Annotated in this window: 24 protein-coding genes, 1 pseudogene and 1 riboswitch; of the genes and pseudogenes, 14 read left to right on the forward strand and 11 right to left on the reverse strand. The window is 62.1% G+C overall.

The window, feature by feature from the left end:
• Nucleotides 1-9: 9 nt before the first annotated feature.
• Nucleotides 10-1,164, reverse strand: a complete 1,155-nt coding sequence (gene hpxO / locus FHC52_RS03485; protein ID WP_021240834.1) for an FAD-dependent urate hydroxylase HpxO — start codon at nucleotides 1,162-1,164, stop codon at nucleotides 10-12.
• Nucleotides 1,165-1,403: 239 nt separating this feature from the next.
• Between hpxO and uraD the strand changes: the two genes are divergently transcribed.
• Together uraD and uraH are read left to right on the forward strand one after the other, a co-directional pair.
• Complete coding sequence (gene uraD / locus FHC52_RS03490) at nucleotides 1,404-1,904, forward strand: 2-oxo-4-hydroxy-4-carboxy-5-ureidoimidazoline decarboxylase (protein WP_025912966.1); 501 nt, start codon at nucleotides 1,404-1,406, stop codon at nucleotides 1,902-1,904.
• Nucleotides 1,901-2,224: a hydroxyisourate hydrolase gene (gene uraH, locus FHC52_RS03495; RefSeq protein WP_008499857.1), complete on the forward strand. Its 324-nt coding sequence runs from the start codon at nucleotides 1,901-1,903 to the stop codon at nucleotides 2,222-2,224. Before uraD ends, uraH begins: the two co-directional genes overlap by 4 nt.
• Here uraH and guaD read toward each other — a convergent pair.
• Nucleotides 2,204-3,520 carry a guanine deaminase gene (guaD, locus tag FHC52_RS03500; protein ID WP_220419918.1) on the reverse strand — a complete coding sequence of 439 codons (1,317 nt, stop codon included), beginning with the start codon at nucleotides 3,518-3,520 and terminating at the stop codon, nucleotides 2,204-2,206. The two genes, uraH and guaD, sit on opposite strands and share 21 nt — an antisense overlap.
• A 102-nt stretch (nucleotides 3,521-3,622) precedes the next feature.
• Complete coding sequence (locus FHC52_RS03505) at nucleotides 3,623-5,119, reverse strand: NCS1 family nucleobase:cation symporter-1 (RefSeq protein ID WP_008499855.1); 1,497 nt, start codon at nucleotides 5,117-5,119, stop codon at nucleotides 3,623-3,625.
• 144 nt (nucleotides 5,120-5,263) lie between these two features.
• On the opposite strand from FHC52_RS03505, the gene FHC52_RS03510 reads away from it, so the two are divergent.
• The 3 genes and pseudogenes from FHC52_RS03510 (at nucleotide 5,264) to puuE (ending at nucleotide 7,668) form a co-directional block, all read left to right on the forward strand.
• On the forward strand, nucleotides 5,264-5,980 hold the full coding sequence (locus tag FHC52_RS03510) for a GntR family transcriptional regulator (RefSeq protein ID WP_126287638.1): 717 nt from the start codon (nucleotides 5,264-5,266) through the stop codon (nucleotides 5,978-5,980).
• A pseudogene (hpxA, locus tag FHC52_RS03515) lies at nucleotides 5,980-6,851 on the forward strand (allantoin racemase). Before FHC52_RS03510 ends, hpxA begins: the two are co-directional and overlap by 1 nt.
• On the forward strand, nucleotides 6,736-7,668 hold the full coding sequence (gene puuE, locus FHC52_RS03520; RefSeq protein ID WP_126287637.1) for an allantoinase PuuE: 933 nt from the start codon (nucleotides 6,736-6,738) through the stop codon (nucleotides 7,666-7,668). Before hpxA ends, puuE begins: the two are co-directional and overlap by 116 nt.
• A gap of 115 nt (nucleotides 7,669-7,783) precedes the next feature.
• Here the strand turns inward: puuE and hpxZ are convergent, their stop codons facing one another.
• Genes hpxZ through hpxW form a run of 4 tightly spaced genes read right to left on the reverse strand, consistent with a single transcriptional unit; the run spans nucleotide 7,784 to nucleotide 11,343 of the window.
• Entirely contained in the window at nucleotides 7,784-8,170 is a 387-nt protein-coding gene (gene hpxZ / locus FHC52_RS03525; protein ID WP_008499851.1) for an oxalurate catabolism protein HpxZ, read from the reverse strand.
• Nucleotides 8,167-9,564, reverse strand: a complete 1,398-nt coding sequence (locus FHC52_RS03530; RefSeq protein WP_084833117.1) for an AtzE family amidohydrolase — start codon at nucleotides 9,562-9,564, stop codon at nucleotides 8,167-8,169. The genes hpxZ and FHC52_RS03530 overlap by 4 nt, the downstream gene beginning before the upstream one ends.
• Nucleotides 9,561-9,749 (reverse strand): oxalurate catabolism protein HpxX, encoded by a 189-nt coding sequence (gene hpxX, locus FHC52_RS03535; RefSeq protein WP_023292838.1) that lies wholly within the window; start codon nucleotides 9,747-9,749, stop codon nucleotides 9,561-9,563. Before hpxX ends, FHC52_RS03530 begins: the two co-directional genes overlap by 4 nt.
• Nucleotides 9,750-9,759: 10 nt before the next feature.
• Entirely contained in the window at nucleotides 9,760-11,343 is a 1,584-nt protein-coding gene (gene hpxW / locus FHC52_RS03540) for an oxamate amidohydrolase (RefSeq protein ID WP_126287636.1), read from the reverse strand.
• A 142-nt stretch (nucleotides 11,344-11,485) separates the two neighbouring features.
• On the opposite strand from hpxW, the gene hpxU reads away from it, so the two are divergent.
• From hpxU to hpxK, 7 genes are all read left to right on the forward strand, one after another.
• Nucleotides 11,486-12,325: a MurR/RpiR family transcriptional regulator HpxU gene (gene hpxU, locus FHC52_RS03545; RefSeq protein WP_059363199.1), complete on the forward strand. Its 840-nt coding sequence runs from the start codon at nucleotides 11,486-11,488 to the stop codon at nucleotides 12,323-12,325.
• 191 nt (nucleotides 12,326-12,516) lie between these two features.
• Complete coding sequence (locus FHC52_RS03550; RefSeq protein WP_008499846.1) at nucleotides 12,517-13,299, forward strand: transporter substrate-binding domain-containing protein; 783 nt, start codon at nucleotides 12,517-12,519, stop codon at nucleotides 13,297-13,299.
• Between the two features lie 4 nt (nucleotides 13,300-13,303).
• The gene (locus FHC52_RS03555) at nucleotides 13,304-13,969 is read left to right on the forward strand and encodes an amino acid ABC transporter permease (protein ID WP_023343724.1); all 666 of its coding nucleotides are present in this window, start codon (nucleotides 13,304-13,306) and stop codon (nucleotides 13,967-13,969) included.
• On the forward strand, nucleotides 13,969-14,625 hold the full coding sequence (locus FHC52_RS03560; RefSeq protein ID WP_071530936.1) for an amino acid ABC transporter permease: 657 nt from the start codon (nucleotides 13,969-13,971) through the stop codon (nucleotides 14,623-14,625). The genes FHC52_RS03555 and FHC52_RS03560 overlap by 1 nt, the downstream gene beginning before the upstream one ends.
• Entirely contained in the window at nucleotides 14,606-15,343 is a 738-nt protein-coding gene (locus tag FHC52_RS03565; protein ID WP_023292833.1) for an amino acid ABC transporter ATP-binding protein, read from the forward strand. Before FHC52_RS03560 ends, FHC52_RS03565 begins: the two co-directional genes overlap by 20 nt.
• A 13-nt stretch (nucleotides 15,344-15,356) precedes the next feature.
• Entirely contained in the window at nucleotides 15,357-16,598 is a 1,242-nt protein-coding gene (locus tag FHC52_RS03570) for an alanine--glyoxylate aminotransferase family protein (protein ID WP_220419919.1), read from the forward strand.
• Entirely contained in the window at nucleotides 16,595-17,824 is a 1,230-nt protein-coding gene (gene hpxK, locus FHC52_RS03575) for an allantoate amidohydrolase (RefSeq protein ID WP_126287634.1), read from the forward strand. Before FHC52_RS03570 ends, hpxK begins: the two co-directional genes overlap by 4 nt.
• Before the next feature lie 85 nt (nucleotides 17,825-17,909).
• On the opposite strand, the gene FHC52_RS03580 is transcribed toward hpxK, so the two are convergent.
• Complete coding sequence (locus tag FHC52_RS03580; protein ID WP_021240818.1) at nucleotides 17,910-18,911, reverse strand: magnesium transporter; 1,002 nt, start codon at nucleotides 18,909-18,911, stop codon at nucleotides 17,910-17,912.
• A 60-nt stretch (nucleotides 18,912-18,971) separates the two neighbouring features.
• Nucleotides 18,972-19,141, reverse strand: a riboswitch (M-box (ykoK) riboswitch).
• Nucleotides 19,142-19,300: 159 nt separating this feature from the next.
• Between FHC52_RS03580 and FHC52_RS03585 the strand changes: the two genes are divergently transcribed.
• Nucleotides 19,301-19,804, forward strand: coding sequence for a DedA family protein (locus tag FHC52_RS03585; protein ID WP_059363204.1), 504 nt, complete (start codon nucleotides 19,301-19,303; stop codon nucleotides 19,802-19,804).
• 1 nt (nucleotide 19,805) lies between these two features.
• On the opposite strand, the gene FHC52_RS03590 is transcribed toward FHC52_RS03585, so the two are convergent.
• Nucleotides 19,806-20,555 carry an SDR family oxidoreductase gene (locus FHC52_RS03590; protein ID WP_021240816.1) on the reverse strand — a complete coding sequence of 250 codons (750 nt, stop codon included), beginning with the start codon at nucleotides 20,553-20,555 and terminating at the stop codon, nucleotides 19,806-19,808.
• 100 nt (nucleotides 20,556-20,655) lie between these two features.
• Between FHC52_RS03590 and FHC52_RS03595 the strand changes: the two genes are divergently transcribed.
• Entirely contained in the window at nucleotides 20,656-21,015 is a 360-nt protein-coding gene (locus FHC52_RS03595; protein ID WP_008499836.1) for a helix-turn-helix domain-containing protein, read from the forward strand.
• A 1-nt stretch (nucleotide 21,016) separates the two neighbouring features.
• Here FHC52_RS03595 and FHC52_RS03600 read toward each other — a convergent pair whose 3' ends face one another.
• Together FHC52_RS03600 and FHC52_RS03605 are read right to left on the reverse strand one after the other, a co-directional pair.
• Nucleotides 21,017-21,811 carry an SDR family oxidoreductase gene (locus FHC52_RS03600; RefSeq protein ID WP_059363207.1) on the reverse strand — a complete coding sequence of 265 codons (795 nt, stop codon included), beginning with the start codon at nucleotides 21,809-21,811 and terminating at the stop codon, nucleotides 21,017-21,019.
• A gap of 125 nt (nucleotides 21,812-21,936) precedes the next feature.
• Nucleotides 21,937-22,380 (reverse strand): helix-turn-helix domain-containing protein, encoded by a 444-nt coding sequence (locus tag FHC52_RS03605; RefSeq protein WP_008499834.1) that lies wholly within the window; start codon nucleotides 22,378-22,380, stop codon nucleotides 21,937-21,939.
• Between the last annotated feature and the right edge of the window lie 63 nt (nucleotides 22,381-22,443).

A 22,443-nucleotide genomic window follows, 5' to 3' on the forward strand; every position in this document is an offset into this window, starting at 1 on the left:
CTCTTACGTTCAGCCTAATGGGCCGCCCTGAATGGTCTCGCACAGACCGTTGATGATGCGCTCTCCGGTCTCCTCTTTGAGCTCCTGATACCAGGCCTGCGTCAACGCCATATCTTTGCCGTGGGTGACGTCGCAGCGCTTGCGCGCCTTCAGCACCAGGTCGCGTACGCGGTCGCAGCGCAGCGCCTCGTACTGCCGCAGCGCCAGCGTGATGTTGTGGTTTTCACGCAGGCATTCCCCCAGCACCACGGCATCTTCCATCGCCGCGCAGCCGCCCTGGCCGATATCCGGCGTGGTGCTGTGCCCGGCATCGCCCAGCAGCGCGACGTTGCCGCGCACCAGGCTGTCGAACGGCTCAATGTCGTGGATTTCAATCCGATTGGTCGTTTCAGGATCCAGCGCCGCGATAAGCTTTTGCACCGGCGGCGCCCAGCCGCGGAAGTAGCCCGTGAGATCGGCGCGCAGGGTGGTGCGATCCTCCGCCAGGCCTGCGGGCAGCGGCACGTCAAAAAAGAAATAGAAGCGTCCGCCGGAGACGGGCATCAGCGACACGCGTTTGCCTTCGCCAACGAAGGTGGTCCACTGGTGCGCCGGGGCGATCTCTTCGTCAATCTTCACCAGCCCGTTCCAGTTCACATAGCCCGCGTAGCGGCGCTCCGGGGTGTATCCCAGCACGTACGGGCGAACCGCCGAGTGGCTGCCGTCGGCGGCAATCAGGAAATCCCCGGCGGCGGTGGTGCCATCGGTGAAGGTCACGCTCACGCCCGCGTCGTCTTCATGGACGCCTTCGACGCGCTTGCCGAACTGCACCTTGTCGCGACCCCAGAAGTCCAGCATTTCGCGCTGAAGCTCAGCGCGCGAGACGGGGCAGGGGCGTCCGCCGGTACGCTCAACCAGCGGGGCAAGGCTAAAGCGGGTCAGGGTATCGCCGCGCCGGTAATCCTTGTAGGCCATAAAACGCATCGGCCCGCCCCAGGTCTCGATGATGTCGCCCATGCCGAGGTGCTGCATGCATTTCACGCCGTTAGGCCAGATGGAGATGGCCGCCCCGACGGGCCTGATCTCCTTTACGGCTTCAAACACGGTACAGTCGATGCCCGCTTTCTTCAGCGCGACGGCGGCGCTCAGGCCGCCAATACCCGCGCCAATAACGATTGCTTTCATGCTTCTCTCCTTTTGCAGGGTGTAAAGACAGTCAGCAATTTGCGTACCAGGCTGCAGCATGGCGAAAACGGCGTTGTAAGTGAGACATTTGCACTGCTAAGGTGCGTATACGCGGTGAGCGTGCCTTTTTATGAATCAAAAATTTCCTGGTCGACCTTGTGGAATCGACTGTTTCACGCCTGTGCTCAGGGTGGCGTGGTTTGTGCAATAGCCTGGAGAAGGACAATAAAGGAGACACTATGATCGCACTGCACGACTTCAATCATCTTCCCCACGAACAGGCGTTAGCGCTGATTCACCCCTGCGTGGCGCTTCCCCGCTGGGCCGATGCGCTGGTTCACGGGCGGCCTTACGCCAGCCGGGACGAATTGTTCAGTACGGCGAAATCGCTGATGCAAAACTGGGACGAAGCGGCGCTGGCGCAAGCCCTGAGCGCCCATCCGCGCATCGGGGAAAAACCAGCGGGTTCAGCGGCGGAGGCGGCGCTGTCGCGCCAGGAGCAGGGGGCGGTGAATGACCGCGATGATGCTCTTGCCCGGGCGCTGCGTGAAGGCAACGCCCGCTACGAAGCCCGCTTTGGACGCGTCTTTCTGATCCGCGCGAAGGGCCGCAGCGGCGAGGAGATATTACAGGCCCTGCACGCGCGGCTGGAGAACAGCGACGCGCAGGAAATCCGTGCCGCGCTGGAACAGCTGCGGGAAATTACGCTGCTGCGTCTGGAAGGAGTCATTCACGAATGAGCACACTCAGCACCCATATTCTCGATATTTCGACGGGCAAGCCCGCGGAGGGCGTGACGGTTCATCTGCAGCAGGACGGGAAGACGCTGGCCACGGGCGTGACCAACGCCCAGGGGCGCATCGCCGCGTTCGTTCCCTCTCTGCCCGCGGGCCGCTATCGGCTGGTGGCGGAGATCGGGGCGTGGTTTAGCGATACCGGCCGGAAGACGATCTATCCCTGCGCACACATTGAGTTTGTCACGGGAGAAACGGCAGACGAACACTTCCATCTGCCGTTTGTGATTGCCCCCGGCGGATGGTCAACCTACCGGGGCAGTTGACCACACCCGCTCGCCGTTGACCCAGGTCTCGCTGATGTTGCGCTCGTCGCCGAGGGTCATCAGCACGAAAAGCTGCTCGTAGATATCCTGACAGCGCCGATTGCGCAGACGCTGCAGCGGCGTGACGTTGGGGTCGATAACCACAAAATCCGCCTCTTTGCCTGCCGCGAAGTTACCAATCTTGTCGTCCAGCCGGAGGGCGTGCGCGCCGCCCAGCGTGGCGTGATAAAACGCCTCGCTGGCGCGCAGGCGATAGCTCTGAAGCTGCCCGACCTTGTAGGCCTCTCCCAGGGTGCGCAGCATGCTGAAGGTGGTGCCCGCGCCGACGTCGGTGCCGATGCCCATCCGCACCCTGTGCTGCCAGCAGGCGGGCAGGCGAAACAGCCCGCTACCGAGAAACAGGTTCGAGGTGGGACAAAACGCCACCGCCGAGCCGGTGTCATGCAGGCACTGCCACTCGCTATGGTGCAGATGGATCGCGTGGGCAAACACGCTGCGCTCGCCGGTCAGGCCGTAGTGGTGATACACGTCCAGATAGCGCTCATGCTCCGGCCAGAGATCGCTCACCCAGGCCACTTCGTTGGGGTTTTCGCTCAGGTGGGTCTGCAGCCAGGTGTCCGGGAACTCCTCTCTGAGCAGGCTGACCGCCGCAAGCAGCTCGGGTGATGAGGTCGGGGCAAAGCGCGGCGTAATGGCATAGCCCAGCCGCCCACGGTGATGCCAGCGCTGAATCAGCGCCCGCGTCTGCCGGTAGCTCTGCTTCGCGTCTTCGCTCAGGTAGTCCGGCGCGTGTCGGTCCATCATCACCTTTCCGGCGATAAGGCGCATATTGAGGCGCAGGGCTTCGGTAAACAGCGCTTCGACCGATTCCGGATGCAGCGTGCAAAACACCAGCGCGGTGGTGGTGCCGTTGCTCACAAGCTGCTGAATGAAAAATTCGGCGATCTCTTTCGCGTAGGCCTCATCGGCAAACTGGCTCTCCACCGGGAAGGTGTAGGTGGTCAGCCACTCCAGCAGCTGTTCGCCAAAGGCGCCGATCATCTCCGTTTGCGGGTAATGGACGTGGGTGTCGACAAAACCGGGCAGCAGCAGCCTGCCGCGCAGGTCGGTGTAGCCCTTGTGGGGGTCAAGATACTGCTCGCCCTCCTGCCACGGCATCTGCGCCAGAATTTTTCCGTTCTGGATAAACAGCAGGCCGTCCTCAAGGTAGCGCGCGTGCCGGGCAATGGCGTCTGCGCTGTCGCAGACTCGGGCAATATCAAAAAATGCACCGCGTATCGCAGTCTGGTATTTCATCATGGTTCCTGCCTTCGTGTGTGCGTAGCGGGGTGGGAAAGCTCAGCAAGAACGGTGCCAGAATGAACGGGCCGCAGATACGCTGCGGCCGGAGGGGAGGGGTTACTCTTTTTGCGTCGCCACGCGGGAGCCAAACGACGTCGCGCCTGCCGTCTCGCGCTCTTCCCGCGCCAGCCAGCGGTAGGTCACGCCGCCGAGGAAGACGCCGATAAACCAGCTGAAGTTTGCCACCTCATGCAGGGCCGGGATGAAGCTAATGACCAGGCCCACGGCAACGGACGGGATCAGCGCGCCGATGGCTTTCGGGTTGAAACCGTTGCGGTACCAGTATTTGCCTTTTGGCGTGTCGTCGAACAGATCGTCAACCGACACCTTGCCGCGCTTAATCAGGTAGAAGTCGGCAATCAGAATGCCGAACAGCGGGCCGATAAACGCCCCGAGCACGTCCAGGGTGTAGTGGATAAGCTCCGGCGAGTTGAACAGGTTCCACGGGGTGAGCAGGATCGAGCCGACGGCGGCAATCATGCCCCCGGTGCGGAAGCTGATTTTCTGCGGCGAGCAGTTAGAGAAATCAAACGCCGGGGAGACGAAGTTCGCGACGATGTTGATCCCGATGGTAGCGGTGATCATCGTCAGCAGGCCTATCGCCACGGCCAGATCGTTACCCACGCGGCTGACGGTCTCAATCGGATCGGTGATCATGCGGCCAAACAGCGACTGGGTGCCGGAGACAATCACCACGGTGACGATGGAGAACAGCAGGAAGTTAAACGGCAGCCCCCAGCGGTTGCCGCGGCGGATCTCACCCATGCTTTTGCCGTAGCGGGAGAAATCGCCAAAGTTGAGCAGCGGGCCGGAGAAGTAGGAGACCACCAGCGCGGTCGCGGTGATCATCTGCCAGGTCTGCTCGCCCGCGCTCAGGGATTTGCTGGCGAGGGTAAAGGAGATCCCGTCAAAACCGGTCTTGTATACAATCCAGCCGGCAAGGGCCAGCATTACCACATAGACCGCCGGACCGGCGATATCAATAAAGCGCTTGATGGCGCTCATGCCGTGCCAGAAGACCATCGCCTGCAGGACCCACATAATGGCAAAGCAGATCCAGCCCAGATGCGACAGTCCCAGGAATGCGCCGGTAGTGAGTGAAGAGAGCGATGGCCAGAACTTCAGCGCCACCAGCATCAGGGCGTTGGCGGCGAGATAGGTCTGAATCCCGTACCACGCGAAGGCAATCAGCCCGCGGATCACCGCCGGGATATTGGCCCCGAACACGCCGAACGCCTGTCGACTGATCACCGCATAGGGCACGCCCGCCATCTGGCTCGGTTTGGCCACCAGGTTGGCGCACAGCTGCACGATGCAAATCCCCACCAGCAGGCAGAGCAGCACCTGCCAGCTTGCCAGCCCGAGCGTAAAGAAGCTCGCGGCGACCACATAACCCCCCATGCTGTGAACGTCCGACATCCAGAACGAAAAGATGTTGTACCAGCTCCAGTTCTGGTCACGCGTCGGTGCCAGATCCTCATTGCAAAGACGTGGGCTGTAAACCGCACCGGAATCAGCGGCCGTACCTTGCTGTGCGTTTTGACTGTTTGGCATGAAACCTGCTCCTGTGAATGAAAACCCGTTGAGTGGGAGTGCAAACGGTGTTGCAGGATCCAGGCCAAAATAATAAATCTTGTATGCAATATTTTATTTTTATGTATACGATTCGATAACGGAAAGTAAAATTCGGAGTGATGAATGAACAACATAAACGCCCTGCAGACCGCGCCAGACCTGCATGATAAAGACGAATCCATCTTCCAGGCGCTGATGACCGCGATTGTCGAACACCAGCTGCTGCCGGGGAGCAAATTGCCGGAAGAGGCGCTGGCCGAGGTGTTTGGCGTGAGCCGCACGGGCATCCGCAAGGTGCTTCAACGACTCGCCGCTGTGCAAATGGTCACCCTGACGCCCAAGCGTGGTGCACACGTCGCCAGCCCCACGGTGGAAGAGGCGCGGCACATCTTCCGCACCCGCGCGCTGCTGGAGGTCGCCAACCTGCCGGACGTGCTGGCGCACTGTCAGCCGCCGCACCTTGCCGCGCTGGAGGCCATCATTCGCCAGGAGCAGCAGGCGCACGAGGCCTATGACGGCCCGGCGGCGATCCGCCACTCCGCCAATTTCCACATTCAGTTGCAGGCCATCTCCGGCAACCAGGTGCTCACTGAGATGGTGACCAGCCTGAGCCAGCGTTCTTCGCTGGTGATTGCCACCTGGGGCGCGCCGTGGCGTCAGGGATGCCGCTGCAACGATCATGAACAGCTGGTGGATCTGCTGCGCCAGAAGGCGCTTGAGCCACTAAGCGATGCCCTCATGCACCATTTTGAACATATCGTCGCCAGCCTCTGCTTCGAGCGGGCGGGCGAGTGCCTGCCTGATTTTGCCCGGCTGTTTGCCGGCCACAAGGAGTCGTAATGTCTGTCTGTATACAAGTGATCAACCCCAACACCAGCCTCGCCATGACGGAAACCATCGGCGCGGCGGCCCGCGCGGTGGCGGCGCCGGGGACGGAGATCCTCGCGGTCTGCCCGAGCGCGGGCGTGCCGTCCATAGAAGGCCACTTCGATGAGGCCATCGCCGCCGTCGGTGTCCTGGAACAGATCAAAAAAGGCAGGGAGCAGGGCGTGGATGGTCACGTCATCGCCTGCTTTGGCGATCCGGGCCTGCTGGCGGCGCGCGAGCTGGCGCAGGGGCCGGTAGTCGGCATTGCGGAAGCCGCCATGCATATGGCGACGCTGGTGGCGACGCGCTTTTCGGTAGTTACCACGCTGCCGCGCACGCTGATCATTGCCCGTCATCTGCTGCACCAGTATGGCTTTCAGGACCATTGCGCGGCGCTGCACGCTATCGATCTCCCGGTGCTGGCGCTGGAAGACGGCAGCGGTCTGGCGCAGGAGAAGGTGCGCGCGCGCTGTATACAGGCGCTGAAAGAGGATGGCTGCGGCGCCATCGTGCTCGGCTGCGGCGGCATGGCGACCCTGGCGCAGGAGCTGACCCGCGAACTGCGCGTGCCGGTGATCGACGGCGTCAGCGCGGCGGTGAAGATGGTGGAATCGCTGGTGGCGCTGGGGCTGTCGACCAGCAAGCACGGGGATCTGGCGTTCCCGGAGAACAAAGCGTTAAGCGGGCATTTTCAGGCATTGAATCCATTTTAATTTTTGGGGGTGGCAATGGGGCTTTTCGAACAGGATTATCCGCGGGATCTGCGCGGCTACGCGGGCAACCCGCCGCACGCGCGGTGGCCGAATCAGGCACGCATCGCCGTGCAGTTTGTGCTCAACTATGAGGAAGGGGCGGAAAACCACGTTCTGCACGGCGATGCCGGATCCGAGCAGTTCCTGTCGGACATCATCGGCGCGGCCAGCTACCCGGACAAACACATGTCGATGGACTCCCTCTACGAATACGGCAGCCGCGCCGGGTTCTGGCGGATCCACAATGAATTTCAGAAACGCGGCCTGCCGCTGACGGTCTTTGGCGTGGCGATGGCGCTGGCGCGTCACCCGGAGATTGTGGAGGCGATCAAAGCGGCGGATTACGACGTGGTCAGCCACGGCTGGCGCTGGATCCACTATCAGAATATGGACATCAGCCAGGAGCGCGAACATCTGCACAAGGCGGTGCACGTTCTGACCGACCTGTTCGGCAAGCCGCCAGCGGGCTGGTACACCGGGCGCGACAGCCCCAACACGCGCCAGCTGGTGGTGGAGCATGGCGGCTTCGACTACGACAGCGACTACTACGGCGACGACTTACCCTTCTGGACGGAAGTGGCCTGCAGCGACGGCACCCGTAAACCGCACCTGATTGTGCCCTATACGCTGGATGCGAACGACATGCGCTTTGCGACCGCGCAGGGATTTAACACCGCCGAGCAGTTTTATACGTACCTGAAGGACAGTTTTGACGTGCTGTACGAAGAGGGGGAAAGCGCGCCGAAGATGATGTCCATCGGCATGCACTGCCGCCTGCTGGGGCGACCGGGGCGTTTTCGCGCGCTGCAGCGGTTCCTGGATTACGTTGAGCAGCACGAGCGGGTATGGGTCTGTACCCGCCAGCAGATTGCTGACCACTGGCGGGACGTACATCCGTTTCAGAAATAATTGAGCCGTGTTTTGCCGGGTGGCGGCTGCGCCTTACCCGGCCTACAGGGCCCACATGGCATACGGGACATCGTAGGCTCGGTAAGCGCAGCGCCACCGGGCAGGTTTTTCAGCGTTACACCATCAAACTCACCTGCGCCGCCACGATGCGCCACCCGTAGGCAAACCGCACCCACGTCTGCTGCTGGCGGCCGATGCGTTCCGTGCTCTCGCGGGTAAACTCGGTGCTGCACACGGCATAATCCTCCCCGAAGGTGGTGATGACGGTGTGGCGCAGCGTCCGCTGCAGCCCGGCGGCGGGGCGCGCCGCACGAAAAGCGCGGATTTCATCGATCCCGTAAAGGTTTTCACCGGCCCCCAGCCGCACCGTGTTCTTGTCGTGCCAGAACAGCTCGTCCAGCACCGCAACGTTGTTGCTCACCAGCGCGTCCTCATAGCGGTAAAACGCGGCCGTCACCTCGGCAACCACCCACGGGAGGTTAATGTCATCGTGATTCATCATGCTGCTATCTCCGCCGGGCGGGCATCGGTGATGCCGCTCTCTTCCAGAACCCGCGCGACGCGCAGGCAGGCCTGCTCGTTAAACGGCGCGGCAATCAGCTGCAGGCCAATGGGCGCGCCCTGCGCGGTGCGCAGCGGAACGGTGGTCACGGGCAGGCCTAAAAACGAAATCGGCTGGGTCAGCATCCCCATGCTGGCGCGGATGGGAAGCGGCTGACCGTTAATCTCCATGGTCTGCTCGCCGATCCGCGTGGCGCTGCGCGGCGTTGCCGGGGCAATCAGCACGTCGGCCCGTGCAAACAGCGCGTGAAACGCCTGCCGTGCCTGCGCGCGAAACCGCTGGGCCTGAATGTACCAGGCGGAAGGGATCATCGCCCCGGCCAGCAGGCGTTCGCGGGAGTGCGGCTCAAAACGCTCGGGCTCCCGGCGAAGCGCGGGCAGGTACTGATTTCCCCCTTCGGAGGCGCTGATGATAAACGCTGCGGAACGCGCCAGATCGGCGTCAGGAAACTGAAGCTCATCCTGCACGTCGAGCGCCTTCGCCACCCGCGCCACGGCGTCTCTGGCGTCCGCGTCGCACCAGGTGGTGAAGTAGCCGCCGAGCACCGCGCAGCGCAGGCCGTCAAGCCCGCGGTCAAGCAGGGGGCGCGTCTGTTCCCGCGAGCTCTCTGCCTGAAAACCGTCGCTGGTGTCCCGGCCCTGCAGCGCGTCGTACACGGACGCCAGGTCGCATACGCGGCGCGCAAAGGGCCCGATATGATCCAGGCTCGCGACAAACGGATGGCTGCCGGATCGCGACAGGCGGCCAAAGGTGGGCTTCAGGCCGTAGATGCCGCACAGGGAGGCCGGAACGCGAATCGAGCCGTTGGTGTCGGTGCCGAGCGAAAAGTGCACCAGCCCGGCGGCCACCGCGGCGGCTGAACCGCCGGACGACCCGCCCGCAATGCGCGTCAGATCGTGCGGGTTACGCGTCGCGCCGTAGTGGCTGTTCTCGGTGGTAAAGCCGTAGGCGTAGGCGTCCATATTGACCATCCCGGTCAGCAGCCCGCCCGCGCTGCGCAGCTGGCGCACGGCGAAGCTGTCGGCGGCCGCGGCGGGGCGCTGGCTGAACAGCTCGGCCCCGGCGAGGGTGGTATGTCCGGCAACGTCGAACAGGTTTTTCACCGCGTAGGGCACGCCCGCCAGCGGCGGCAGGGGGCGCTTTTCCCGTCGCAGGGTATCGATATTGTCGGCCTCGGCGAGCATGCGTGCTTCCGTCACGGCGGTCCAGGCACCGATCTGCGGATTCACGCGCGCAATCCCCTCCAGCGTCTGTCGGGCGATCTCGCGAGCGCTCAGCTCCCCAGCGCTCAGCGCCTGCTGAATAGCGCTGATACTCATCTCGTGTAGCGTCATGCTTTATACACTCCTGCGATCTCCAGACGGTCGTCGAGCGGCAGCGCCATCAGCGGGGCGGCCATGCTGGCAATTCGGCCGAACTGCAGCTGCAGCTCGGCCCGGCGGGCGTCATCCAGCGTCACGCCGAGTACGGTTTCCATCTGCGCCAGGTACGCCTGCCAGTCGGGTTGGTGTGTCGTCATTATTTTCTCCTCAGAATCCGGCGGCCGCGCCGTTGCTGCGCGGGTCAAATGCCCCTTCAAACAGCCCGTTGGGGTGGCGAACAATGGCGCCCGCGTGGCCCATGGCTTCACTAAAGTCAGGGAATAGCTCCACCTCGTGGCCGAGTGCCCGCAGGCGCGCGACCGTCTCGGGTGAAAAATGCCCTTCAAGCTTTAGGGTGTCTGAGTTTTGCCCCCAGGTGCGCCCCAGCAGCCAGCGTGGGCGGGTGATGCTCTCCTGCAGGGGGACGCCCTGGACAACGTAGCGGGTAAAGAGCGCGGCCTGGGTTTGCGGCTGGCCGTCGCCGCCCATCGAGCCGTAGACCATCACGCGCCCGTCCTTCAGACGCGCCGCCGCCGGGTTCAGGGTGTGGAACGGCTGTTTGCCCGGCGCGAGGGCCAGAAGATGGGCGGGATCGAGGCTGAACGATGCGCCCCGGTTCTGCCAGACGATGCCGGTATCGGGCAGGACAACGCCGCTGCCGAACTCGTGATAAAGGCTCTGGATAAACGAGACGGCAAGCCCGCTGCTGTCCATCACCCCCATCCACACCGTATCGCCGGGGCCTTTTCCGGTTCCCCACGGCGCCGCGCGACTGTCGTCAACCCTGTCGGCAAGGGCCTGCAGGGCGGCGGGATCCAGCAGTTTCTGGACATCGGTTTTCAGCGCGCGCGGGTCGGTGATGTGGGCATCGCGCAGGCCAAAGGCCAGCTTGGTGGCTTCCACGATGCGGTGAAGGGTGTCGGCGTCGTCGGCCTCCGCCATGTTCAGGCGGTCGGTGATGCCGAGTATCGCCAGCGAGACCAGCCCCTGCGTTGGCGGGGCGTGGTTAAAGATCTCTCCCTGCTGATGCTCCAGCTTCAGCGGCGTGGTGCGCCGGGCCGCGTGGGCGTTGAGATCGGCCAGCGTTACGGGGAGACCCAGCGTCTCCATGCCGTGCGCCAGGACTTCCGCCAGCGGGCCGCGATAAAAGCTGTCGAGACCCTCTTCCGCCAGACGCGTCAGGGTCGTGGCCATGGCGGGCTGGTAAAAGCGGCTCCCGACCTGCGGCGGCTTACCGTCGACCAGCCAGGTTTCCGCGAAGCCGGGGATGGCCTTCAGCTCGTCGAACTTGCTGGCCGTGGCGTGGGCCTGAGAGGCCGTGACCGGGGTGCCGTTCTGCGCATAGTCAATGGCGTCGGCCAGCAGGCGGGCCAGCGGCAGCGCCTTGCCTGTCATCTCACGCGAGACCTTCAGCGCCTCGTCCCAGCCGCTTACCGTGCCGGCGACGGTCAGCGCCGCACGGGGCCCGCGATGGGGGATATGCGCCAGACCGTCGTAGGCGGCAAGCGTTGCCCGCGAACCTGCCGCGCCGCTGGCGTCAATGGCGATGGGGTCGCCTTCCGGCGGCACGATAAGCCAGAAGCCATCGCCGCCCAGCCCGTTCATATGCGGGTAAACCACGGCGATGGTGGCCGCTGCTGCGACCATCGCCTCTATCGCGCTGCCGCCTTCGCGCAGCACCGCCAGCGCGCTCTGGCTGGCAAGATGGTGGGGCGCAACGGCCATGCCGTGCGTGGAGACATTACTTTGCATGAAGCGTCCTCGTAACCCTGAAAGTCACAAGGTGCTGCAAAAGCTGTTCCAGTTCTGAAAGAAAAGTTTCAGTAAACTGGCACGTATAATGAATACATACAAAAAAGGTACAATGTAATGAAACAAAAGTTACAGAGGCGCTATGGAACAGTTAGATGAACGTCTGAAAGCACAATACCCGTCGCTGTCGCCGCAGGAGCAGCGGGTGGCGGACTTTATATTCGACCATTTTGACGATCTGATTAGCTACAACAGCGCCGAGCTGGCGCAGCTGAGCGGGGTGTCGAAAGCCACGGTGAGCCGTCTGTTTAAGCGGCTGGGCTATGAGAAATATAAGGACATGCGCGACGAGCTGCGCACCCTGCGCCAGAGCGGAATGCCGCTCACCGATAACCGCGATGCGGTGCAGGGCAACACGCTGCTGGCGCGCCACTATAAGCAGGAGATGGCGAACCTGACCCAGTGGGTCAATGCCCTCGACGCGCAGCAGTTTGCCGACGCCATAGCCTGCATGGTGAAGGCGCGGCGCATCGTCATTATCGGCATGCGTAACGCCTATCCGGCGGCGCTTCATCTGCGCCAGCAGCTGCTGCAGGCGCGCGGTCAGGTGCTGGTCCTGCCGCAGCCGGGGCAGAGCCTGAGCGAGGAGCTGGTGGACTTAACGCCGGACGATCTGGTGGTGATGATGGCCTTTCGCCGTCGCCCGCGCATCATCCGCCCGCTGCTGCAGCAGCTTCAGAGCAGCGGTATTCCGGTGCTGCTGATGTGCGAGCCGCAGGCCCACAGCCTGTTCCCGCTGGCGAGCTGGCAGCTCTGCACCCCGCTGGACAGCGTCTCCGCCTATGACAGCTATTCGTCGGTCAACAGTCTGATCAACCTGCTGGCGAACGCCTTCCTGCATGAGATCCTCGATAAAGGCCGTCCGCGCATTCACGAGATTGCCTCCCTCTACCAGCAGCTGGACGAACTCGAACAGCGATAATGGGGCATCAGGCTGGTGCTTTGCATTAAAATGGTGCATAACGGCGGGGCGAAAATGGAGAGCGTTTTCGCCCCGCCCACGTTTTATCAGGCTTTATTAGAAAAATCCCCTCTTCGCGTTATCTGGCACATTAGTTGCAAAATCACATTCAAAGAATCTTTTGTTTCATGTTAACGTTACGGGGAAGCACCATGAAAAAACTGTTAATTGCACTGGCCGGGGCCGCATGCCTCTTCACACAGCTGCCGGCAAAGGCTGACCAGCTTCAGGATATTGAGAAGCGCGGCACCATCCGCATTGCCGTTCCGCAGGATTTCCCGCCGTTTGGCTCGGTGGGAACCGATCTGCAGCCGCAGGGCTATGACATCGACATGGCGCGCTATCTGGCTAAACAGATGAAGCTCAAGCTGCAGCTGGTGCCGGTGACCAGCGCCAACCGCGTGCCGTACCTGCAAACCGACAAGGTGGATCTGGTCATTTCAAGCCTCGGTAAAAACCCGGAGCGCGAGAAGGTAATCGACTTCAGCCGCGCCTACGCGCCGTTCTTCCTCGGCGTGTTTGGCCCGAAAGGGGCTGAACTGAAGGATGCCGCCGCGCTCAGCGGAAAAACCATCGGCGTGACGCGCGGGGCGGTGGAGGACATGGTGCTGACCGGCCTGGCGCCGAAAGACGCGGACGTGAAGCGCTACGAAGACAACAACACCACGCTGTCGGCATATCTGTCCGGCCAGGTGCAGTACGTGGCGACCGGCAATCTCGTGGTGGCGGCCATTTCGCGTCAGAATGCGGCGAAAGCACCGGTGCCGAGCTTTATGCTGAAAGACTCACCGTGCTTTATCGGCCTGAAGAAAAACGAACCGGCCCTGAAGGCAAAAGTGGACGCGCTGATTGAGCAGGGTATTAAAGACGGCACGCTGAACGGCCTGTCCGAGCAGTGGCTGAAGGCCCCGCTGCCGGCAAACCTTGGCGCCTGAGCCGATGACGGAGCAACTTGATTTTTCAGCCCTCTGGCCGCACTGGCCGGCGCTGCTGGCGGGATTGTGGGTCACCGTTCAGCTGACGGTAATGGCCACCGTCGGCGGGCTGGCAATCGGGATTTTCGGGGCGGCGATCCGCAGCGGACGCACCACCTGGTTTAGCCGGATCTGGGGCGCATACGTGGAAATCATCCGCAACACGCCGTTTGTGGTGCAGCTGTTTTTCATCGTCTTCGGTCTGCCGAATCTGGGCCTGAAGATGACGGCGGGGGAAGCGGCGCTGCTGGCCATGGTGGTCAACCTGGGCGCCTACAGCACCGAGATTATTCGCGCGGGCATTCAGGTCACGCCGAAAGGGCAGTGGGAGGCCGGACGCGTGCTGGGGCTGACCCGGCTGCAGACCTTTATTCGCGTGGTGCTGCCGCCCGCGCTGCAGCGCATTTACCCGGCGCTGGTGAGCCAGTGCATCATCGTGATGCTCGGCTCGTCGGTGGTGTCGCAGGTCTCGTATGAAGAGCTGACCTTCGCCGCCAACCTGATCCAATCCAGAACGTTTTTGAGCTTTGAGGTTTATCTGGTGACAACCGGCATTTACCTGGCGCTGTCGATTACCCTGCGCCAGCTGATGATGGCGGCAGGACGCAAATGGCTGGGGGTGCAGGCATGATGACCACCTTTACCGACTGGGACATTATTCGCAACCTGCTGCTGGCCGGGCGCTGGACGGTGCTGCTGTCGCTGGTGGCGTTTGTCGGCGGGGCGGCGGTAACGCTGCCGCTCCTGCTGCTGCGCCTCACCGGCGGGCGCACGGTGAAGCGCATCATCCGCGGCTATATTGAGCTGTTTCAGGGCACGCCGCTGCTGATGCAGCTGTTCCTGGCCTTCTTCGGCGTGGCGCTGTTCGGCATCGACGTCTCGCCGTGGACCGCCGCCTCGCTGGCGCTGACGTTTTACACCAGCGCGTTTCTGCTCGATATCTGGTACGGCAGCATTCGCGCGCTGCCGAAGGGGCAGTGGGAAGCGTCGCGCTGTCTGGGGCTGACCTTTGGACAGACCCTGTTTCGCGTGGTCGCTCCGCAGGCGCTGCGCATCGGCATTGCGCCGACGGTCGGCTTTGCCGTGCAGGTGATCAAAGGCACCGCGCTGGCGTCGATCATCGGCTTTGTCGAGCTGACCAAGGCCGGGACCATGCTGACCAACGTGACCTATCAGCCGTTTAAGGTCTTTGCGCTGGTGGCGCTGGGCTACTTTATTCTGTGTTATCCGCTGTCGCGCTACAGCCGCTATCTGGAGACGAAATTCAATGCCTCTCATCACCATTAATCAGGTGCAGAAGTACTACGGTAATAACCACGTGCTCAAGGGCGTCGATCTGGATATCGACATGGGCCAGGTGATCTCCATCATCGGGCGCAGCGGATCGGGCAAAAGCACGCTCCTGCGCTGCATCAACGGCCTGGAAGGCTATCAGGACGGCAGCATCAAGCTGGGCGGCATGACCATTACCGACCGGGATTCCCAGGCGCGCGAAATCAGCCGCTCGGTGGGGATGGTGTTCCAGAGCTTCAACCTGTTCCCGCACATGACGGCGCTGGAAAACGTGATGCTCGCCCCGCGTCGGGTGCTGAAGAAAAGCGCCGCCGAATGCCGCGAATTGGCCCAGCGCATGCTGGAGAAAGTGGGGCTTGGCGATCGTCTGGATTACTACCCGTCGAGCCTCTCCGGCGGCCAGCAGCAGCGCGTGGCCATTGCCCGGGCGCTGGCCATGTCGCCGAAAGTGTTACTCTGCGACGAGATCACCTCCGCGCTCGACCCGGAGCTGGTGGGCGAAGTGCTCAAGGTGCTGGAGCAGCTGGCGGCCGAGGGGATGACGCTCATACTGGTTACCCATGAAATGAATTTTGCCCGCGAAGTGGGCGACCGCGTGGTGTTTATGCACCAGGGGAAAGTCTGGGAGCAGGGCGACAGCAAAACGCTGTTCGCCAACCCGCAGACCACGGAACTGAAGCAGTTCATCTCCTCCGTGCGCGGCCTCAACTGATAAGGACTGAACAATGGATATCGCACGCTTTCCGCAAATCAACCCGCCGCAGCGCCTGCTGATGGGGCCGGGCCCGATCAACGCCGACCCGCGCGTGCTGCGCGCCATGTCGAGCCAGCTGATCGGCCAGTACGATCCGGCCATGACACACTACATGAACGAGGTGATGGCGCTCTATCGCGGCGTGTTCCGCACCGAAAACCGCTGGACGATGCTGGTGGACGGCACCTCCCGCGCGGGGATTGAAGCCATTCTGGTCTCCGCCATTCGCCCGGGAGATAAGGTGCTGGTGCCGGTCTTTGGCCGCTTTGGTCACCTGCTGTGCGAAATTGCCCGCCGCTGCCGCGCGGTGGTGCATACCATCGAAGTACCGTGGGGCGAGGTGTTTACCCCGGACCAGGTCGAGGATGCGATAAAACGTATTCGTCCGCGTCTGCTGCTGACCGTGCAGGGCGACACCTCCACCACCATGCTGCAGCCGCTCGCCGAGCTTGGCGCGATCTGCCGTCGCTACGACGTGCTGTTTTACACCGATGCCACCGCGTCGCTCGGCGGTAACGCGCTGGAGACCGACGCCTGGGGGCTGGATGCCGTCTCGGCCGGGATGCAGAAGTGCCTCGGCGGCCCGTCCGGCACGTCGCCGATCACCCTGAGCGCGCGGATGGAAGAGGCAATCCGTCGCCGCAAGTGCGTGGAGGAGGGTATTCGCACCGACGCCCACCGCGACGGCGACGAGGAGATGATCTACTCCAACTACTTCGATCTCGGCATGGTGATGGACTACTGGGGGCCGGAGCGGCTGAACCACCACACCGAAGCAACTACCGCGCTGTTTGGCGCTCGCGAATGCGCGCGGCTGATCCTGCAGGAGGGGCTGGATAACGGCATCGCGCGTCACAGACTGCACGGCGATGCGCTGCTGAAGGGCATTCAGGCGATGGGGCTGGAGACCTTCGGCGACCTGAAGCACAAGATGAACAACGTGCTGGGCGTGGTCATCCCGCAGGGGATCAACGGCGACCTGGTGCGTAAGCTGATGCTGGAGGATTTCGGGATTGAAATCGGCACCTCGTTTGGCCCGCTGCACGGCAAAGTGTGGCGCATTGGCACCATGGGCTACAACGCGCGCAAAGACTGCGTGATGACTACCCTGAGCGCGCTGGAGTCGGTGCTGAACTACCTCAAATTCACCACCACGCAGGGGGCCGCCATGCAGGCCGCGTGGGACCACTATCGTCGCGAGACGCCGCAATGAGCCCGGCGGCAGAGCGGGTGATGGCGCGCGCCGACGCGCTGGCCGCCATCAGCGAAACCCCGGACGGCCTGACGCGGGTCTATCTCTCCACGCAGCATCTCCAGGCCAACCAGCTGGTTGGAGAGTGGATGCGCCAGGCGGGCATGACCGTCTGGCAGGACAGCGTGGGCAATATCTGTGGACGCTACGAGGGCGCGCAGGAGGGGGCGCAGGCGGTGCTGCTCGGCTCGCATCTGGACACCGTACGCAACGCCGGGCGCTACGACGGCATGCTCGGGGTGCTCACCGCCATCGAAGTGGTGGACAACCTGCACAAGCAGGGGCGGCATCTGGCGCAGGCCATCGAGATTGTCGGCTTTGGCGACGAAGAGGGCACCCGTTTTGGTATCACCCTGCTGGGCAGCCGTGGTCTGACGGGAGCCTGGCCGCAGGGCTGGCTGGAGACGTGCGATGCTCATGGCATCAGCGTGGCGCAGGCGATGGTGCAGGCGGGGCTCGATCCCACTCGCGTGGCGCTCGCGGCACGCCATCAGGAGGATTTCAGCGCCTGTCTGGAACTGCATATCGAACAGGGACCGTGTCTGGAGCAGGAAGGGCTGGCGCTGGGCGTGGTGGAAGCCATCAACGGCGCGCGCCGCCTCAACTGCCGCTTCACCGGCGAGGCCGGGCACGCCGGTACCGTGCCGATGAACCATCGTAAGGATGCTCTGGCCGCCGCCGCCGAGTGGATGGTGCTGATTGAAAACACCACCCGGCAGCAGGGCGGCAACCGGGTGGCAACGGTCGGAGAACTGCGCTGCCTGCCCGGCGCGGTCAACGTCATCCCCGGTGAGGTTGCGCTCTCGCTGGATATTCGCGGCCCGCAGGATGCCCCGCTGGACGCGCTGCTCGCTGAGCTGCTGGCGCAGGCGCAGGCGATTGCCGCTCGTCGCGGGCTGAGCTTCAGCGCCGAGGAGTTTTACCGGATCGCCGCCACGCCGTGCGATGCGCGTTTGCAGCGCCTGCTGGGCGACGCGGTTGAATCGGTGCAGGGGCGCTCGTTATCCCTGCCCAGCGGCGCCGGGCATGACACCATCGCCCTGGCGGAACGCTGGCCGGTGGGGATGCTGTTTGTGCGCTGTAAGGGCGGGATAAGCCACCATCCGGCGGAATCGGTGATGGCTGAGGATGTTGCCCTGGCGATTGAGGCATTTGGGCAGGCGGTGAGAGCGCTTGGTGCGATCTGATTGTTGCCCGGCGGCGCTGCGCTTGCACGGGCCTACGGGATGGGTAGGCCGGGTAAGCGGCAGCGCCACCCGGCAAGGAATCACATCACTCCAGCCCCAGCGTATATTGCGCGATCTTAAAGTAGATAATCAGCCCGGTACCGTCGATCAGCGTCGCGATAAACGGCGCGGAGACGACCGCCGGGTCAATGCCGCAGCGCTTGAGCACCATCGGAATGACGGACGAGACAATCGCACTCCACAGCGTAATGCACACCAGCGTCAGGCTGACGATGAGCGTAATCTCCAGCCCGATCCCCATCATCCAGGCTCGAATGCACCCGGCAATGCCGAGCGTCACGGCAATCATCAGCGAGGTGGTCATCTCTTTGCGCAGCACGCGGCCCACGTCGCGCAGATGAACTTCACCCAGCGCCATGGCGCGCACCAGCGTGGAGGTGATCTGCGTCCCGCTGTTGCCGCCCGTGCCGATCAGCAGCGGAATAAAGAACGCCAGCGCGATGGCGGACTCAAGCGCCTCTTCAAAATGCTGAATGACCGAGCTGGTGTAGGCTTCGGCGACAAACAGCAGCAGCAGCCAGACGGAGCGTTTCTTCCACAGGCTGAAGGCGCTGGTTTCCAGATAGGGCTTCTCCAGCGGCAGCGTCGCCCCCTGAAGCTGGGCATCTTCGGTGACGTCATCTTCCAGCAGATGGGCAATTTCCCGCTCGGTCAGGCAGCCGACGAGTTTGCCGTGGGTCACCACGGGCACGACATCTGCGTCGCCGTGCGCCAGCAGCCCTGCAACATCGGCACGTTCATCCTCCGGTTTGACCTGCAAAAACTGCGAAATCATCAGGCTTTTAATTGGCTGTACGGTATCTGTGGTCTGTAGCAGCTTGCGCACGGCAACCATCCCCGCAAGGCGTCCATTGTCTTCAATAAAAATATGCGACGGAATATCATCGTCTTTTAATTTTTTGAAGAATTGCTCGCGCGCCAGCGCCACGCATAATGCAATATCGAGGACGATAAAATCGGTATTCATATATTGCGCGACCGCGCTGTCATTGAATGCCAGGTTTTGGTTGTGAATAGCGTAAGACATAGTGAATTCCCTTTGAATAATAACATCTCTCAGGGGCGAGCAAGACAGGGCATGTCGAAGAGGAGATCCCCACGTCCTGGGTTCAGCACTGTACACCGTATCCCGCAAGGGAAGTTATACTGACAAAGCCTTGATTCGACAGTGCCTGTTTTACCCTGTGCCGGTTCTCTCGAACCTACCAGAGCGATAACGTGTATTTGTACAGGAGCCTCGCCATAACGAGATCGTTGTAAAACGAGAGGGATAATACGCCTGTTTAAATTTAGCGCTCAGAAAATTAAATAATGTTTAAGAACGGTTTAGATAAATATTATTAATAAAATGTTGAGGGTTTATTTAGGTTTATTCACTTTAAATGGAGGATTAAATAATTAACGGGAGAGAGGAAAATGGCGTGGCTTGATAATCTGCTGAATCATTTTGCGCTGTATCCGGCACATCTTTTCGCGCTGTTATTTTTGATGGCGCTGAGTAAATCGACGGTGCTGATCTCCTCCGTGCTGCCGCCCGCGTCGGTGATGCTGCTGGCGGGCATTACCGTCAGCCAGGGGAGCATGCACCCGGCGCTGGCGTGGCTGGCCGTGGTGATGGGGGCGACGGCAGGTTCGATGCTGAATTACCATATCGGCCAGCTGATGGGGCACACCCGGCTGGTCGCGCGCTTTACGGCGAAGCATGCCGCTACGTTTTTACGGGTTCAGCATCAGCTGCAAAAAAACGGCGTCATCGCCCTGTTTACGTCGCGCTTTCTGGCGGTGTTGCGTTATGTCGTGCCGCTGGCGGCGGGTATGCTCAGGCTTAACGCCGTCAAAGTCTACGCCGTCAGCCTGCTTTCCGCCTGCGCGTGGGCGGCGCTGTATGTCGGCGCGGTCACCGGCATCAGCGCCTTTTGAATTACAGACTTCCCATGCCGCCGTCCACCAGCAGCTCCGTTCCCACCGTGTAGCTCGACTCGTCGGAGGCCAGATAGAGCGCGGCTTTTGCCAGCTCCGTCGTCGAGCCCATTCTGCCGAGCGGCACCAGCTTGATGATTTCCGCCATCATCGCGTTAAGCGCCTCGTCGCTTAAGCCCGTTTTCGTAAACGCCGGGGTCTCCACCGGACCGGGGCTCAGGCCGTTGACGCGGATCCCGCGCGGCAGCAGCTCCGCCGACAGCGTGCGCGCCAGCGACAGCAGGGCGGCCTTGCTCGCGGCATACACGCTGCTGGTGGGCAGGCCGATGCGCGCGCTCACGGAGCCGCAGAGGATTATCGAGGACGGGTTGTTCAGCAGCGGCAGCAGCGCCTGGATTAAAAAGAACGGCCCCTTCAGGTTGATGTTCATCAGACGGTCCCAGGCCTCTTCCTGCCAGGCTTCCAGCGGCGCGTGCGTCACGTCGCCGGCGTTGAGAAACACCGCGTCCAGGCGCGGCCAGCGGGCGGCGAGGGTTTCCGCCAGCGCTTTTTGCGAGGTGATATCGCCCGCATCGGTCGGGATCACCCAGGCCTTATCGCCCAGAATGCGCTCAGCTTCGGCGAGGGTGTCCGGGTTGCGTCCGGTCACGGCGACGCGGGCGCCTTCGGCGATAAACGCCTGCGCGGTGGCAAGACCGATGCCGCTGGTGCCGCCGGTAATCAACGTATACTTATCGGTTAAACGACCCATGTTCTTCTCCTGAAATGTCACTGGAGAAAGCACTATAGAAACGTTAGTATCGAAAGGAAACCAGGTACCAAATGGATACTAACGAGGCAAGAGGTGTGCTATGGCAGAAATGCTGGGTGAGTGCTGTGAAAAAAAATCTGAGGCCTATACCTGCCCGATGACGCAGTTTGTAAACCTGATTTCCGGCAAATGGGCAATCCCGATCCTTTATCGTCTTATTGTGATTAACACGCCTGTCCGCTTTGGCGATTTGCTGCGGGCGGCTGCACCCATCACCCAGAAAGAGCTGACGAAGCAGCTGCGACTGTTTGAACAGCGCGGGCTGGTGACGCGGACGGTCTACCCGGAGATCCCGCCGCGCGTGGAGTATCAGATTACCGGGCTGGGGTTAACCCTGCAGGATGCGCTCTCGCCGCTGGCCGCCTGGATGAGCGAGTACGGCGACCAGCTGGAGCGTTAGGCTACTGCTTTACGTAGCGCGGAGCCGGGATGCCGGTGCGCGCGCTGTTAAACAGCTCGAGGCGCGCCGCTTCGTAGCGGTCCCACAGGCTGACGTCATGCATCGGCGGGATGGTGATCGGTTCGCCCTGATCCAGACCCGCCAGTGACGCATCCACCATATCGTCGGTGGTCATCACCGATCCTTCCGGCAGATCGTCCACCGTGACGCCAGAATGGCTCCAGATCTCCGTCGCGGTCGCGGCGGGCAGCACGGCCTGAATGCGCACGTTGCTGTCGGCAAATTCTTCCTGCAGTCCGCGGGTAAAGCTCAGTACCCAGGCCTTGGTGGCGCTGTAGAGCGCGCTGCCCGCACGGACATGGAGCGATAACACCGAGGCGATATTGATCAGCGTGCCGCGATTGTTCCGCGCCAGTCGCGGGAGAATGGCGTAGGTCAGCCGCATCAGCGCCGTGGTGTTGAGGGTATTGATGGCCTGATGCTGCGCCACCTCGCCCGCGAGGAACGGCGCCATCTGCGCGGTGCCCGCGTTGTTAACCAGCGTATCAATGGCGGTATTGCTGCGCAGTTCCTCTTCCACCGCGCGGATCCCGGCTTCATCGCTGAGATCGGCCACCAGTATAGCGACGGCCACGCCGTAGCGCGCGCGCAGGTCGGCGGCGAGGGTTTTCAGCCGATCCTCGCGGCGGGCGACCAGGACCAGGTTGGCACCGCGCGCGGCAAGGCGATCGGCATAGACGGCACCGATCCCGGAAGAGGCACCCGTGATCAGGGCGGTGGTGATTTGCGTAGTCATAATGCATTACCTCAGGCAAAGTGGGTTATTTGGTTTCAATATGAAACTGAATTAACTCTCTGTCATTTGGTTTTATAATGCAACCACATTGGCGAGATTTTTTTGCTTTTGCCTGGCGGGTGGGCTCAGGAGGGGAGTTTGGCCACGATCTCTTCAGGCGTCAGTTCGCGCCCGTCGTCGGCGATAAGCATCAGTTTTCGCAGCGGTTTGCGCTGTTCGCTATCGACGAGAACGGTGCCGCATTCGTTTTCCGCGAACAAAAATTCATTGCCCCACTGGGACAAGGCAACCAGCACGGTTTGCAGGGCGCGTCCCTTGTCGGTCAGGACGTATTCCTGCCAGGCGCTGCCGTCGGAGGCGGGCTGAAGCCGGAGGATGCCTTCGTCCACCAGCAGCTTGAGCCGCGTGGTCAGCATGTTTTTCGCGATACCGAGGCTTTTCTGAAACTCGCCGAAGCGTTTAATACCGCGAAGCGCGTCTCGAACGATCAGCAGCGACCACCAGTCGCCAATGATATCCAGCGAACGGGCGACGGGGCAGGTGCTCTCTTCAAGGCGGGTACGTTTCACAGCGAATTCTCCGGTGGGGTGTGGTTTTATTATAAAACTAATTGGCACACTCCGTAAGCACGT

This window comes from Enterobacter sp. EC_64 (genome assembly GCF_019584165.1).
Taxonomy (GTDB): Bacteria; Pseudomonadota; Gammaproteobacteria; order Enterobacterales; family Enterobacteriaceae; genus Enterobacter; species Enterobacter roggenkampii.

Bases quoted from the DNA above. Each gene is read 5' to 3' on its own strand.
- hpxO (WP_021240834.1), bottom strand. From the start codon at position 1,164: ATGAAAGCAATCGTTATTGGCGCGGGTATTGGCGGCCTGAGCGCCGCC.
- uraD (WP_025912966.1), top strand. From the start codon at position 1,404: ATGATCGCACTGCACGACTTCAATCATCTTCCCCACGAACAGGCGTTA.
- uraH (WP_008499857.1), top strand. From the start codon at position 1,901: ATGAGCACACTCAGCACCCATATTCTCGATATTTCGACGGGCAAGCCC.
- guaD (WP_220419918.1), bottom strand. From the start codon at position 3,520: ATGAAATACCAGACTGCGATACGCGGTGCATTTTTTGATATTGCCCGA.
- FHC52_RS03505 (WP_008499855.1), bottom strand. From the start codon at position 5,119: ATGCCAAACAGTCAAAACGCACAGCAAGGTACGGCCGCTGATTCCGGT.
- FHC52_RS03510 (WP_126287638.1), top strand. From the start codon at position 5,264: ATGAACAACATAAACGCCCTGCAGACCGCGCCAGACCTGCATGATAAA.
- puuE (WP_126287637.1), top strand. From the start codon at position 6,736: ATGGGGCTTTTCGAACAGGATTATCCGCGGGATCTGCGCGGCTACGCG.
- hpxZ (WP_008499851.1), bottom strand. From the start codon at position 8,170: ATGATGAATCACGATGACATTAACCTCCCGTGGGTGGTTGCCGAGGTG.
- FHC52_RS03530 (WP_084833117.1), bottom strand. From the start codon at position 9,564: ATGACGCTACACGAGATGAGTATCAGCGCTATTCAGCAGGCGCTGAGC.
- hpxX (WP_023292838.1), bottom strand. From the start codon at position 9,749: ATGACGACACACCAACCCGACTGGCAGGCGTACCTGGCGCAGATGGAA.
- hpxW (WP_126287636.1), bottom strand. From the start codon at position 11,343: ATGCAAAGTAATGTCTCCACGCACGGCATGGCCGTTGCGCCCCACCAT.
- hpxU (WP_059363199.1), top strand. From the start codon at position 11,486: ATGGAACAGTTAGATGAACGTCTGAAAGCACAATACCCGTCGCTGTCG.
- FHC52_RS03550 (WP_008499846.1), top strand. From the start codon at position 12,517: ATGAAAAAACTGTTAATTGCACTGGCCGGGGCCGCATGCCTCTTCACA.
- FHC52_RS03555 (WP_023343724.1), top strand. From the start codon at position 13,304: ATGACGGAGCAACTTGATTTTTCAGCCCTCTGGCCGCACTGGCCGGCG.
- FHC52_RS03560 (WP_071530936.1), top strand. From the start codon at position 13,969: ATGACCACCTTTACCGACTGGGACATTATTCGCAACCTGCTGCTGGCC.
- FHC52_RS03565 (WP_023292833.1), top strand. From the start codon at position 14,606: ATGCCTCTCATCACCATTAATCAGGTGCAGAAGTACTACGGTAATAAC.
- FHC52_RS03570 (WP_220419919.1), top strand. From the start codon at position 15,357: ATGGATATCGCACGCTTTCCGCAAATCAACCCGCCGCAGCGCCTGCTG.
- hpxK (WP_126287634.1), top strand. From the start codon at position 16,595: ATGAGCCCGGCGGCAGAGCGGGTGATGGCGCGCGCCGACGCGCTGGCC.
- FHC52_RS03580 (WP_021240818.1), bottom strand. From the start codon at position 18,911: ATGTCTTACGCTATTCACAACCAAAACCTGGCATTCAATGACAGCGCG.
- FHC52_RS03585 (WP_059363204.1), top strand. From the start codon at position 19,301: ATGGCGTGGCTTGATAATCTGCTGAATCATTTTGCGCTGTATCCGGCA.
- FHC52_RS03590 (WP_021240816.1), bottom strand. From the start codon at position 20,555: ATGGGTCGTTTAACCGATAAGTATACGTTGATTACCGGCGGCACCAGC.
- FHC52_RS03595 (WP_008499836.1), top strand. From the start codon at position 20,656: ATGGCAGAAATGCTGGGTGAGTGCTGTGAAAAAAAATCTGAGGCCTAT.
- FHC52_RS03600 (WP_059363207.1), bottom strand. From the start codon at position 21,811: ATGACTACGCAAATCACCACCGCCCTGATCACGGGTGCCTCTTCCGGG.